The organism is Mangrovibacterium sp., from assembly GCF_059905295.1.
In genome coordinates, this window is record NZ_JBZQJF010000139.1 from 1 (window position 1) to 14,194 (window position 14,194).

General features: G+C 39.0%; 12 protein-coding genes and 1 pseudogene. 7 read left to right on the forward strand and 6 right to left on the reverse strand.

Annotated features, from left to right (window positions below; translation table 11 throughout):
- Positions 1-892 (forward strand): annotated as a pseudogene (locus AC37HE_RS07200) (peptide-N-glycosidase F-related protein); the annotation flags it as partial.
- 90 nt (positions 893-982) lie between these two features.
- Here the strand turns inward: AC37HE_RS07200 and AC37HE_RS07205 are convergent.
- The 3 genes from AC37HE_RS07205 to purN form a co-directional block, all read right to left on the reverse strand.
- Positions 983-2,005: an adenosine deaminase gene (locus tag AC37HE_RS07205; protein ID WP_500782129.1), complete on the reverse strand. Its 1,023-nt coding sequence runs from the start codon at positions 2,003-2,005 to the stop codon at positions 983-985.
- 154 nt (positions 2,006-2,159) lie between these two features.
- Entirely contained in the window at positions 2,160-2,690 is a 531-nt protein-coding gene (locus AC37HE_RS07210) for a DUF8685 domain-containing protein (RefSeq protein WP_500782130.1), read from the reverse strand.
- A gap of 49 nt (positions 2,691-2,739) precedes the next feature.
- Positions 2,740-3,315, reverse strand: coding sequence for a phosphoribosylglycinamide formyltransferase (gene purN / locus AC37HE_RS07215; protein ID WP_500782131.1), 576 nt, complete (start codon positions 3,313-3,315; stop codon positions 2,740-2,742).
- A gap of 189 nt (positions 3,316-3,504) precedes the next feature.
- Between purN and AC37HE_RS07220 the strand changes: the two genes are divergently transcribed.
- From AC37HE_RS07220 to rprY, 5 genes are all read left to right on the forward strand, one after another.
- Positions 3,505-3,741 carry an acyl carrier protein gene (locus AC37HE_RS07220; RefSeq protein WP_107822175.1) on the forward strand — a complete coding sequence of 79 codons (237 nt, stop codon included), beginning with the start codon at positions 3,505-3,507 and terminating at the stop codon, positions 3,739-3,741.
- Between the two features lie 19 nt (positions 3,742-3,760).
- The gene (gene fabF, locus AC37HE_RS07225) at positions 3,761-5,002 is read left to right on the forward strand and encodes a beta-ketoacyl-ACP synthase II (RefSeq protein ID WP_500782132.1); all 1,242 of its coding nucleotides are present in this window, start codon (positions 3,761-3,763) and stop codon (positions 5,000-5,002) included.
- A gap of 64 nt (positions 5,003-5,066) precedes the next feature.
- Positions 5,067-5,756, forward strand: a complete 690-nt coding sequence (gene rnc / locus AC37HE_RS07230; protein WP_500782133.1) for a ribonuclease III — start codon at positions 5,067-5,069, stop codon at positions 5,754-5,756.
- 281 nt (positions 5,757-6,037) lie between these two features.
- Positions 6,038-7,648, forward strand: a complete 1,611-nt coding sequence (locus AC37HE_RS07235; RefSeq protein WP_500782134.1) for a sensor histidine kinase — start codon at positions 6,038-6,040, stop codon at positions 7,646-7,648.
- Positions 7,608-8,309, forward strand: a complete 702-nt coding sequence (rprY, locus tag AC37HE_RS07240; protein ID WP_500782135.1) for a response regulator transcription factor RprY — start codon at positions 7,608-7,610, stop codon at positions 8,307-8,309. Before AC37HE_RS07235 ends, rprY begins: the two co-directional genes overlap by 41 nt.
- Positions 8,310-8,366: 57 nt before the next feature.
- On the opposite strand, the gene AC37HE_RS07245 is transcribed toward rprY, so the two are convergent.
- The 3 genes from AC37HE_RS07245 to AC37HE_RS07255 all read right to left on the reverse strand — a co-directional run bounded on the left by AC37HE_RS07245 (position 8,367) and on the right by AC37HE_RS07255 (position 11,282).
- Entirely contained in the window at positions 8,367-10,349 is a 1,983-nt protein-coding gene (locus AC37HE_RS07245) for a monovalent cation:proton antiporter family protein (RefSeq protein ID WP_500782136.1), read from the reverse strand.
- Positions 10,350-10,615: 266 nt separating this feature from the next.
- Positions 10,616-10,927, reverse strand: coding sequence for an isoamylase early set domain-containing protein (locus tag AC37HE_RS07250; RefSeq protein WP_500782137.1), 312 nt, complete (start codon positions 10,925-10,927; stop codon positions 10,616-10,618).
- Positions 10,928-11,081: 154 nt separating this feature from the next.
- The gene (locus AC37HE_RS07255; protein ID WP_500782138.1) at positions 11,082-11,282 is read right to left on the reverse strand and encodes a hypothetical protein; all 201 of its coding nucleotides are present in this window, start codon (positions 11,280-11,282) and stop codon (positions 11,082-11,084) included.
- 416 nt (positions 11,283-11,698) lie between these two features.
- Between AC37HE_RS07255 and AC37HE_RS07260 the strand changes: the two genes are divergently transcribed.
- A complete protein-coding gene (locus tag AC37HE_RS07260; protein WP_500782139.1) occupies positions 11,699-14,194 on the forward strand; it encodes an NACHT domain-containing protein in 2,496 nt (831 codons plus the stop codon).

The window sequence follows — 14,194 nt, forward strand, 5'->3', positions numbered from 1 at the left end:
CCCAAGAGGTTTTAGCCCGATCATCAAAATCAAAAACCTCGGAAGTCAAGATTTAACCAGCTTGGAGATCGTTTACAAAACGGTTGGCTTTAAAGAAAAAATATTTAACTGGACAGGGGAACTGGGCTTCGATGAAAGTGCAATCATTACCCTTCCCGGAGAAATCGATGCTCAAAAGGGAACAAATACATTTGCCGTAACCCTCAATAGCCCCAATGGTGTTGACGACGAATGGGATAACGACAACAATATGGACACCTTTTTTGAAAGCGTCCCCTCTATCCCTTCGACATTTGTTGTTGATTTTTTGACAAACAACAGCCCTAAAGACAACTGGCTTTACATTATTAATAGTTCATACGACACCATTTATTCGAAAACACCGGATGAGCTGGAGGCTACAACAACCTACATTGACACATTAAAATTACCGGAAGGCAATTATTTACTGCAGCTCGTAGATACAGCTGGTGACGGACTATCTTTTTGGGCAAAAGAAACTGCCGGATACGGCCGACTTCGCCTAAAAGACAAAGAGGGTAATCAAATTCATCTTTTCAACGGCGATTGTGGTAATGGCATTTTCTATGCCTTTAAGGCGGATAATACGGCTAAGCCAGATACGATCAACCAACCAATTGAGATTGACCTTTTCCCGAAGACAATCAGTAATTTTGCGACAGTTTACATTAGCTCGCACAAAACATTTAAGCTCCGTTTATTAATTACCAAAGATGGGAAATACGTAGAAGTACATGAATTCAACGGTATTGAAAATGACGACATAAAATTGGATTTAAGTCGTTTAATGCCGGGAAAATATGTTTTAAGCACCTATGTAAATGGCGTTGCACAGAAATCAACTGCATTCACTAAAGTTCCCGAACAATAGCACAGAAAGAGGACAATTTTCGATAAAGACATGATACAAAAGAAAAAGGGAGGCTCACATGAACCTCCTTTTATTGTAAGTTTTCAACCGTTATGCGTTTTGAGCGCAATACTGGTCAATCATTTCAATATGTTTTTGTTTCTCCTCAACACTCAGAAAACTTCCGGCAAACGAATTTTTTGCCAACTGGGCTAACTCATCTTTATTGAGCAATAAAGAATCGGCAACAGCCATCAAGTTTTCATTGATATAACCACCAAAATAAGCCGGATCGTCTGAATTAACAGTCACCACCAAGCCTTTATGCAACATCTTCTTTAAGGGATGCTCTTCCATATGGCTAATAACCTGCAAGGCTTTGTTCGATAACGGACAAAGTGTAAGGGGAATTTGCCGTTCATTCAATTCATTTAATAAATGATCATCATTAATCGAAGCATTACCATGATCAATCCGATCGACCTTTAGCAAATCAATCGCTTCACGCACATAATCTTCAGTACCTTCTTCGCCGGCGTGTGCCACCAGGTTAAATCCTTCCTTACGGGCTTTTGCAAACACATCGGCAAATTTTGATGGAGGATTACCTCGTTCCGATGAATCCAAACCGATAGCAACAATCTGATCTTTATATGGCAAAGCCTGCTCCAGTGTATGAAATGCCGACAATTCAACCAAGTGTCGAAGGAAGCACATGATCAGTTTAGTGGAAATTCCCAATTGTTCTTCCCCTGCTTTCAATGCCCGGCTAATACCATTAAATACTGTTTCAAACTGAATGCCACGAGCAGTATGCGTTTGCGGATCAAAAAAGATCTCAGCATGAGCAATACCATCTGCCTTTGCTTTTTCCAAATAAGCCCAAGTCAGGTCATAAAAATCCTGCTCGGTTTGAAGCACATTTGCTCCGGCATAATAAATATCCAGGAAATCCTGAAGCTTCGTGAACGAATAAGCCTCCTTCAATGCTTCAACCGTTGGGTATTTTAATTGAATTTGGTTCCGCTTAGCCAATTCAAATAATAACTCGGGTTCTAATGTTCCCTCAATATGAACATGTAATTCGGCCTTTGGCAGGCCCTTTATAAAATCCGATGATACTGTTTTTACCATAGATGAATATTTGCTGCAAAGTTCTGCATTCTTTTTCATTCAAAATGAAGACAAAAGTCAGTTTATCAAGCGAATTCGAGCATCGACCTGCTGACAAAGCACAAAAAAGCCGGTCGTATGGCCTGCTTTCCTGTATTATTCCAATATCTTTATTTTACTTCGATTGACCTTTAAAATAGTCATCTTTATTGGCAAACAGAACATTAAAGGTTGTCAGGCTTCCATAAGCCCTGGTAATATATTGCTGTATTTGCACCTTATCCTGATCATCCAACTTGGGATGACTGTTTATATTTTGCTCTAACACCCGCAGGCGATCCCGCAACATCACAATTTTATGAAAGAAAGTCTCGATTGGCAGCTCCTTGGCTTGCAGATCCGAATTTGCCGGTTTCATTTCAAGCACTCCCCCCTTCCATTTCTCAGCAAGCTCTGTGACATATGTTATTCCTTGGTACTTATCTAATACATAAGTCAAGGCTTTTTCAACTTCGCTAAGCGTTAACCCAGTACGTGGCTCCTGCTCCGGCGAACTAATAATTTCAAGATCGGCGTTATATTTGGTCAGTTCCATTTTTCCGCCTCTTTCAAAAAATATCTCGAAAATAGTCAGGTGAGAACGACTCACAATCCCTTCGCCGTAAACGGAATGCTTCACCCGTGTTCCAATAGCCAAATCTTCCATCGGTTTTGTTTTAAAAGGTTTCGTTTGAAGATACAAAAACAGCTAATATCTATTCACTATCCTCCTCTTTTAGCAGCAATTCTTCAATCACTTTCGGATAATGCTCATACTCCAGTTTATGAATACGCGCAGCCAGCGAATCCGGACTATCATCCGACTTTACTTCGCATGAAGCTTGAAAAATAATACTTCCCGAGTCGTATTTCTCATTCACGTAATGAATGGTAATACCGCTTTCCTTCTCCTTATTATTAATAACAGCCTCGTGCACATACTTACCATACATGCCTTTACCTCCATACTTTGGCAAAAGGGCTGGATGAATATTAACAGTTGTGAACTCCGCTGTAAGGCTCGAGGGTACCAGCCAAAGAAAACCGGACAGGACAATCATATCAATTTTACGGTCGCTCAGCTCTTCGAGTATATCGATGCTATGGTAAAATTCATCCCGATCGAAGGTGAATGTTTCAACACCGAGCTTTTCAGCCCGAATAAGGGCATAAGCATCCTCATTATTAGACCATAACGAATCAACTACAACATCCCGGCTATTTTTAAAATACTCGATAATATTTTGTGCATTAGTGCCTGATCCTGAAGCAAAAATGGCAATTCTCTTCATACTTTTAGGTCTTAATTTTAATTTTTAGAACTTTAGACTAACTTGTTCAATTATAGCTTACTCTAGAAGCTATTAGCGGGCAAAACCAGCGATTTATTTCAATTTTATTTTGAAATATTTTGGGTAAATTTATTACTTTGCACCGATTTTTTAAAAAACAAAATTGAATATTAACTTAAAATTAGAACTATGTCTGACATTGCATCTAAAGTAAAAGCAATTATTGTCGACAAATTGGGCGTTGACGAAAGCGAAGTTACCACTGAAGCTTCATTCACAAATGATCTAGGTGCCGATTCTTTGGATACTGTAGAATTGATCATGGAATTCGAAAAAGAATTTGATTTGGCTATCCCAGACGACCAAGCTGAAAAGATCTCGACTGTAGGTGAAGCTATCGCTCACATCGAAGCAAACAAAAAGTAATAAATCAGAACAAGAATTTATGGAATTTAAACGGGTAGTTATTACCGGACTTGGAACCGTAAACCCGCTTGGTAATTCTGTACAGGAATATTGGGAAGGGCTTAAAAATGGAGTTAGTGGATGTGGTCGCATCACCAGAATGGATGTGGAACTTCACAAAACTCAATTTGCATGTGAGTTGAAAAACTTTGATCCAACGGATTACGTTGAGAAAAAGGAGGTTCGCAAAAACGATCCTTACACACTCTATGCATTTGCAGCCTCACAACAAGCTATTGAAGATTCAGGCCTTGATCTGGATACGCTCAATAAAGACCGTGCAGGTGTAATTTGGGGTGCAGGAATTGGTGGTTTGCAAACTTTCTACGAAGAAGTAAAAGCATACGACCTGTCTCGGCCTAAATTTAATCCTTACTTTATTCCGAAAATGATTGCGAACATAGCTGGTGGATTAATGTCTATCCGCTATGGTTTCCGCGGTCCGAACTTCACAACTGTAACTGCTTGTGCATCTGCCTCGCACGCAATGATTGAAGCTTTCAATTACATTCGTATGGGTAAAGCAGATGTATTTATTACAGGAGGTTCGGAAGCAGCAATCAACGAAGCTGGTTTAGCAGGTTTCAATTCGATGCGTGCACTTTCAACACGTAATGATGATCCGGCAACTGCATCACGTCCTTTCGATAAGGATCGCGATGGATTTGTAATGGGTGAAGGATCAGGTGCTCTTATTTTTGAAGAGTACGAACATGCCAAAGCCCGCGGAGCAAAAATTTACGCTGAATTTGTAGGCGGGGGGATGTCAGCAGACGCCTACCACATGACTGCCCCTGATCCAGAAGGTAAAGGTGCTTCTTTGGTTATGAAATGGGCCTTGGAAGATGCTGGTATTAAGCCGGAAGACATTGACTACATCAATGTACACGGTACCTCAACTCCTCTTGGAGATATTGCTGAACCCAAAGCAATTCAAGCATGCTTTGGCGATCACGCCTATAATTTAAGCATTAGTTCCACAAAGTCGATGACTGGTCACCTGTTAGGTGCTGCCGGTGCAATTGAAGCCATTGCTTCAATTTTGGCTATGCAAAATGGAATTATCCCTCCAACAATCAACCATTTCACCGATGATCCTGAGATCGATCCAAAACTCGATTTCACTTTCAACGTTGCAAAAGAACGCGAAGTAAAATACGCTCTTAGTAACACATTTGGTTTCGGAGGTCACAATGCCTCAGTAATTTTAAAGAAATACTGATAACGTGATACGATCATTCGTACAAAAAATAAAACTCTTTTCATCTCAACGAAAAGAGTTTTATTTGTTTTTAAAATCGCTTTTCGAACTGTCACCCAGCAATATAAGCTTATACGAGACAGCTCTCACTCACAAATCGGCATCCAAGGTTGATTCACAGGGCAACTATGTCAATAATGAACGGCTCGAATACCTCGGGGATGCTATTTTAGGCTCTATTATTGCCGAATTTTTATACAACCGCTTTCCAAACCAGGATGAAGGTTTTTTAACGCAAATGCGTTCAAAGTTGGTTAACCGAAGCTTCTTAACCGAGTTGACCTACCAGATCGGTTTAAATACCTACATCAAGTCGAATACCAATAATACGGCAGAAAACAGCCACATATACGGCGATGCATTTGAAGCTATCATTGGGGCTCTTTATCTCGACAAAGGCTATAAGGCCACCAAGGAGTTTATCATTAAGAAAATACTTCCCACTTACGTCGATTTAAATCAGGTACAACACACCAATACCAACTTTAAAAGCCAGCTGATTGAGTGGAGCCAAAAAAATAAAAAGGAAATTAATTTCGAAACAACAGAGCATTTGGCCGGAGACAACAAAAACCCAAGCTTCATTACTGTCATTACATCTGATGGAGTATCAATTGGGAAAGGCGAAGGAAATTCGAAAAAAGAGTCTCAACAAAATGCCTCTCGTCAAGCCATCACGCATCTGAAAAAAACAGATCAGGCCTCTTTTAACTAGGTACTGATAAAAAATTAGCGGGGCCCTCTGACCCCGCTAAACCAAAACCTAAATTCACCTTGTTAAAACTCAGTTAAACCCCAAATCGTAAAAAGACAATTGTTTATTGCTTTTCACATTTCAAAGATAGCCATTCACAACGTACCGACTTGTAAAGAAATGTTAAAGCCTGTTAACGATTTCAAGCACCATTTAAACGAGGTAACAGCCAGATTTTCAGTCCGTGTTAAATTGTGTTAAGTAGCGATTTCTACCAATCTTAAAAAGTTATCTTTGCTACCATGAGCAAAAAGATCATCATAAGCCTAATTGTATTAATGGCCTTGGTTATGACCAGTCTGATTCTGGTTCAATCCAACTCCATAAAAAAAGCTTTTGATATCCGCGAGGAACAATTCGACCAAGCCGTTTCCCGGGTTCTAAAACAAGTTGTTAACAACCTCGAACGCAAGGAAATGTCAAACCTGGCGCCAGGCTATTATCCTTCGGGAAACTCGTTGTTCCCGAATTCGATTACCGGCGGAAATTTGGGAAGTCAAAATAATCGGAAAGCTATCAGTTTTGCCCGCGAATTCTCGAAAAGTAACGGATTAAGCTCCATCAGAGAGGAATTATCGGTTAACTTTTCGGATTCAACTGCTGTGGGATCGAATGAAAGAGGCCAACCCGGCGATTTTCCTTCGGCATTCGATATGATTCACGATTACGACAACTACATTATGCAGGAATGGGAACGCCGCCAATACGAACGGGTGGCCATTTGGCGGAACATCATGAATCAGCAGTTTTTCTCCAGTCTGCCCTTAAAAGAACGGATTGACCAACAGCAATTGGAACATTTGCTCCATAGCGAACTCAAAGCCAGCGGAATTGACCTGGACTTTAAATATGCAGTCAAATCATTTCCTTTCGGAGAGGAACAGTTTGTTTTTGGAAGTAACGGATACAATCCGGATAAACGTAAAGAATATCGGGATGTGCTCTTCCCGCACGATGAAAATCCTAAAGCAAACTATCTGAAGATTTACTTCCCGAAACGAGATACGTTCTTGCTGAAAGCAACAGGTTTTATGGTTATACCTACAGCTATTCTGACGTTTTTGCTAATTGCTATCTTTGCCTACACGATCCTTATCATACTGAAGCAAAAAAAATTGTCAATCATCAAAAACGACTTCATCAACAATATGACCCACGAGCTAAAAACGCCGATCTCAACAATCTCGCTGGCCAGCCAAATGTTGCATGATAATAGTGTATCAAACACACCGAAAACAATTGAACATATATCGAGTGTTATTTTACAGGAAAGCAAACGTTTAAGTTTCCAGGTTGAAAAAGTGCTTCAAATGGCCATCTTTAATGAAGGGCGATTGAAGTTAAAGTTTAAAGAATTTCACTTTAATGACCTAATTAGCAACGTAATTCTTAACTTTGAGTTGCGTGTAAAAAATAAAGGAGGGAAATTGAGTGCTGAATTAATAGCAGCTCAAGACCTGATTAAAGGTGATGAGGTACACGTAACCAATGTAATTTTTAATTTATTAGACAATGCTGTTAAATACAGCAAGGAGCAACCTGAAATTTCACTTAAAACTGAAAACAAAGGAAACTACCTGTTGGTTACTGTAAAAGATAATGGAATAGGAATTCCAAAAGAACATATTGATCAAATTTTTGAACGATTTTTCCGTGTTCCAACCGGGAATGTTCATGATGTAAAAGGCTTTGGACTAGGACTCAGCTACGTCAAAAAAATTATTGATGCACATCAGGGAAAAATCAAAGTAGAAAGTGTTGTAAATAAGGGAACTAAATTTATTCTTTATTTCCCGCTTAATTTGAAAGAAGATGGAAACAAAAGCAAAACTTTTATTAGCCGAAGACGATGAAAACCTCGGCTTATTATTAAAAGAATATTTGATTGCCAAAGGCTTTGAAACCGACCTGTTCGGCGACGGAGAGTTGGCCTATACCGGCTTTAAAAAGGCCGAATACAACATTTGTGTGCTGGACATTATGATGCCCAAAAAAGATGGTATTTCGCTTGCACGAGACATTCGCCTGATCAACCAAAATATTCCAATCATTTTTCTTTCGGCAAAAAACCTGAAAGAGGATGTATTGGAAGGCTTTCGTACCGGGGCCGACGATTATATAACCAAGCCATTCAGCATGGAAGAGTTAATCTTCAGGATTGAAGCAATTCTCCGGCGGACAACGCAGGATTCAAACAGTTCAGGAAGTGAACAGACGATCTTTAAACTCGGGCGTTTCACTTTTGATCCGCGCAAGCAAATATTAACCAACGAGGAAAAAGAAGAACAGGTAAAGCTTACCACCAAAGAATCAGAGCTTTTACGTTTGCTTTGCAATAATGCAAACAAAGTTCTGGAACGTAACTTTGCACTGAAAACAATCTGGATTGACGACAACTATTTCAATGCCCGCAGCATGGATGTTTACATCACGAAGCTTCGGAAGCATTTGAAAGAGGAAACTTCAGTTGAGATTATCAACGTTCATGGAAAAGGTTACAAGCTGATAGTTTAAATCAAACACATACATCAATGGAAATCCCGGTTTTTGCAGCCGGGATTTTTTATTCGGTTACGATTGATCGTCTTTCCCAAAAACATCAAACACGGCCGAAATTTGTTCTGCCCGTCCCATGATATAAACAATATCGTTCTGTTTCAGGCATTGTTTTGCATCGGGGTGCTCAATCAGTTTTTCTTCCCGGAGCACTGCAATTAAAGTTACATCGTAAACCTTCCGAAACTGAATCTCTTTAATTGTTTTACCGATTACTTCTGATCCTTCGCGCACTTTCATTGCTACAATTTCAAGGTTCGGAAGCTCCTTAAATATTTGATTGGAGTCATCACTGTCATCCCGAAAAATTCCATAATGATCATCCCTAATCTTCGCCACCAGACGATTAATTTCGCGACGCGGAACCAAACGTTTTTTCAATACTTTTTCAAATAAATCGATAGCCGTTTCAAACTCTTCCGGAATTACCTCGTCGGCTCCGTTTTTATACAATTCTTCCACATCAAAAACATGCTTGGTTCGAACGATGATGTGCACATGCGGGTTAAGTAACCTTATTTTTTCAATAATCGACATCGCAATAACCAGGTTACCGACTGAAATGACAACAACATCAGCAGTATCGACATGAGCTTTCTCTAACACAGGCTCATTCTCTGCATCTCCGTAAATCACTGTTTCTCCTTTTTCCTGGAGCTTTTTCACCGTTCCTGGGTCAAAAATAATCGAGATATAAGGCAAGTCGATATATTTAGCCATGAATGAAAGGTTCAGTGCCCTGGAGTCTTTCCCAATAAACACAGCATGCTTGGTATAGGCTGGCACTTCAATCTGAGGCAACGGGAACAGGCCTTCAACCAACGTTTGCGGAAGAGGTAAACGGAGCAAAAGATCGGCTAACTTTTTAGAGCCCATCATTAACAAGGGAGTTACCGACATACTGATAATGGCTACTGCCAGAAAGAGCTGGTAATAATCGTCGGCAATAATTTGATATCGCATACCTGTTTGTGCCAGGATAAACGAAAATTCACCCACTTGAGAAAGTGCAAGCCCCACCATAACCGTACCTCTAAAGGTATGCCCCAACACAAAGGCGGTTCCACCGGCAATAATGGTTTTTATAACCAAAACCAACAAAACAGTACCAAACACCAGAAACGGATTTTCAACAACAAAACCAATATTCAACAACATTCCAATACTCACAAAAAAGAAACTCGTAAAAGTATCCTTAAAGGGAATGAGGTGCCCAAAGGCATTATGGCTGTATTCCGAATCTGAAATCATCAATCCCGCCAGGAATGCACCGAAAGCCAATGAGATCCCCATTTGTGCAGTCAATAAAGCAACCGACAAACAAATCACAAAAATGCTCATCATAAACAATTCCTGGTTTTTGGTGTGAGCCACTAATTGTAACACACGCGGCATAAGCCAACGATTGCCAATATAAACCAAGCCAACCAAAACGATCGTCTTTCCCAATAGCAACAGTAATTCATTCGATTGGTTTGTACTCTCACCTCCCAGCATGGGCGTAAAAAGGAGTAAGGGAATCAATATAATATCCTGAAAAATTAGAATACCAACAACTGTACGTCCATAATTCGACGTGATTTCCGAACGTTCCTGCATTAACTTCAAAACAACTGCGGTACTACTCAAAGCAGTCAAAAAGCCCACAAACAAAGCACCTTCCCAACCAATCTCATAGATCCGCGCAATTAACATCGTAATGCCTGCTGTTAGTAACAACTGCATAAAGCCGCCGACAAATACGACTTTGCGAATTTTAAATAGGTGATTGATCGAAAATTCGAGACCGATAGTAAACATCAACAAAACGACGCCAATCTCTGCCAGCAGTTCAATCGAATGATCCTCTTGAATTAATCCAAGGGCATAAGGCCCTGTAACAACTCCGGTTAGTAAATAACCAATAATAGTAGGCACCTTTATCTTGGTAAACAAATAATTTACCGTAGTCGACAAGGCAAAAATGATTACAATATCAATTAATAAACCGAGTTCCATAGGCTAATACGAGGTTTTGTAATCTGGATAGTACATTCTTATAATACCATAACTACTTTCAAAATAAGAATATTTTGAAAACCAATCGGTATCCTCGTTGATTTAGCAACCGATTCTTTTTACAAATTTGATGTTAGATTTACGCCACGAGCCGGATGGTAGCATTGCTCATTCAAAAGGTGTGGTGAAGGAAGGGATAAATAAAAAAACAGCTGTAATCCGACAGTCCTCTAAAACCACCGGACACAGCTGATTATTTGGCATTACTAAACAACAATAACAGAATTATAATCTTCTTTGTCGATTCCGCTTGGAATCAAACCATCGGCTTGTGGTTCATTCTCCCAGAAAAAGTCATCAACCAAATACCGGAACTGATATTCACGGTTAGGCTCCAATTCCAATTCCTGAATAAACACACCTTCTTTAGGTTTATTCATAGGCTTAGCCTTCTTATTCCAATTGTTAAACTCGCCTACAATACGAATATTCCGGGCATAAAGTCCATTTCCATTTATCATTTGAAAGACAACCCGACATACCCGATCCTTCTTTTGGTATTCTTTCCGTACAATCATAAATCAATTTTTAAACATTCACGATGAACCTTTACAAGGCCAATTGATAATGAAGTATTCTTCCAATAGTCCTGATCAATCCTAAATGCAATTCCAGTCAGGAAATCACACCATCGAAATTCGAGATCACAAGAATTAGCCCTGAACAAAAAAATTAATGAAAATAATTTGGATCGATATTGGCATGATTGGTTGCACTCTTCATTTGCCAGTCCACAACAAAGTCCTGTCGACTTTTTTCTTTTTCGAATGATTTAACAGAATAAGATAAGCTTCCGGTTGTGTTTTTGTCACCAGAATGCGTAGTTTGTGTTGAATTGAAATCCTTTGGGTTAGTTTTAAATCCTCTGATCATATCACTTGGTTTTTAGTTAGTAAGAAAACCAAAGCAAGGTAGATGTTAATTCCTGACATATGTCATATTTTTCTATTCATTTCCCGTTCATTTTATTCACGGAACGAACAAATTAGTATTTCCCATAAAAATGTCATTTAGACATACAATTGCGATAAAAAAAACATAATTCGCTTCCAAATAACCTACATATGTTCTATTATTGCATATCAATAACACTAAGTCTGATTAATAATGAGCACCGCATGAACAAATTGTAATGCGAACAACATCTTGTTATTAATCATATTCAATCAAAAAAGACAGACAACTTATCAGCCTAAACAATAAGGGTTTTCCGCTTGGAGAGGTCAGCTTTTATTCGTAAATTAAAGCATTGCTGGATTGTATTTTTACCATTTTAGTCATAGGGAGACATGAGAACGCAGGTAAATTCAATAAAGGAGATCATAAAAGAGGAGATTCGAAAGAAATACGGTCATAAGATCCGGTATGCCAAAGATTGCCAAATTCTCTCCGATTCGATATTGAAAACTACCGGCCGTCAATTAAGCGTTTCAACGCTCAAACGTTTTTTTGGAATCATTATAACACCTTTTAATCCGTCAAAATATACACTTGACACACTTGCAATTTATTTGAGTTTCAAAAATTGGGAAGATTATGCGAATAGCTTTGAAGACTCGAAACACAGCTATTCTGATCTCAATTCGTGGGAACAGCTAAAAAAACGTATTCAATACGTTACCGCAAGCTCGATGGAATCAATAGGAGCAAAGATCGAAGCTGAGACAATCAATCTACCGATCAGAGAGTTTGCCGAGCGAAAAATAAATGCCTTCCTGCATTCCCCCAAGGTTGCAACAGCCTTTATTGCTCCAGGCGGTTATGGGAAATCCACACTCCTCTATAAGCTAACAGAACATTTTTTTGAAGGAAAGGCAGCGAAATTCCCGAATGAAATCGTTCTGCTTTTAGATGGAGGTAGTCTCATTAGCCTGATCAATCGGTTTGACGAAGTTAATTGGTTGCACAACCTGATAGATTTCAAACCTCAAAATAGTTTCAGCAACTATTTTCGAGATAAACCAGAAGAAGTAAACGGGCGATTCGTGCTAATAATAGATGCCCTGAATGAAATATTTTACCATACGGAGAAGCTGACTGGTTTTCTTGAAAACTTACTTGATATCATTTCCTCGTATGAAGGTGTTCCCTGGTTCAAATTAATTATTGCATGCCAACCTGAAAACTGGAAAATTCTGACAAGCATTGCGCAAAAGAAACCTTCAGTGAAAAAACTTTGGTTTGATGTTAGCTTTAATGCCATACCAAACGAAACGATCAATGTCCCTTTATTAAGCAAAAAAGAGATAAAGGAAATTCTGGCACAAAAACATTCTAAACAGCTTTACCAACAGCTCCGTTTCCACTCGCCGGAAACTGCTGAAATGATTGCCCAACCCTATTTTCTGAATTTATTCTTGCAAAAAAAACGTGAGGGAAACTGTACGGTGATTGACCTATTAAACGAGTTTATTTCAGATAATTTATTAGCAGAACCTTTCCCTGAGAAGAAGCTTAAGATTATCGATGCATTGCTCCAACACTCGGAATACGGTCGAAAAATGACGCCAATTAACAAAGAAGATCTTCCTGCCACGGATGAATTCTCAGCAGCCTATAAAGACCTGATTGCTCGAAATATTTTGAATGAGCTAACTGTTCCTGGCTGTTATTTCTCCTATTCGACAGTGGTCCGCTTTTCGAATAGTGTTTTAATGGAGTTTATGTTGGCGAATAAATGGCTTCGGGAAAATAAATTCGATCTGGATTTAATTCGGAAAGTGATTGACTATTACAGTGAAAATAAATTATTACGATGTAACCTGATTAAATACCTGGTCAAGATCGCGTTTAGGGAACGGAAGATTGAATTTTTAAAGGACATTTACTCCCTGTTTTCAAGAGAAAACTCAAATCAACTAATGGTTTATGAATCTGAAGCCGACCCGGAACTATTCAATATCATTAATACCGAATTAAGAAAACATCAGGAAATGCGGGATTACCTGATTCCTCATTACGCCAAAACACGATCAGGCCAGTTATTCTATTTCGAGACGTTCTTCGATATGGATTCAATCGCCCTCCACTCAGGTGATAATGTCGCTTACTATCTCAATAACAATCCGGGAAAAGACGCTCAAATTTATGGTCATTTTTTGAAGTTTACGCAGTATTTTTTCATCCGGAATAATGAGCATCTTCTGGAAGAATACAACTGGCTAAAAAAAGTTAAACATCCGGAAAAACTTGCTCCTTTAACCGCTGGCTTTTACTATGGAGCAATGATAACAGCACAGTTGAAAGTGAACAAAAATGATTGGAAAAACATCCTCAATCTCTCAGAACATTATCTAAATACAAAAGCACAACTTCCTTATAACTTCCCAATATTTGAGCATTTAATAATTAATGCGCTGAACTATGCCAACTGCTTCAAAGAAATTCGGGAATTTATCAACTTACTACAAGAAAGGTATGTTCTGTATGCCCATAAATCAAATTGGATGTACCAACTGATGGTGACATTTTACGCCAGGGCGTTGTTGAATACCGGGGAAGCAGATTTAGCACTGATGATCTTTAAAGAAGTGGAAATAAAATCGGTTTCGGTAAACTACAATTACTATGTGAAATTACGGTACTACCTGGTACAGGTCGAGTTTTTGAAGTATGAGAACAGGAATACCGAAGCACTTCAACTTTTACAGGAGATCAAAAATATTGCCCGGATGATTCGGTTTAAGTATTTCTACGATCAGGCTTCATCTTATGAAGAGAAACTGAAGTCTGAAAATCCACAAGATAAAGCTGACCAAGAAAGAAAAAACCTCAAAGCGGGTTAA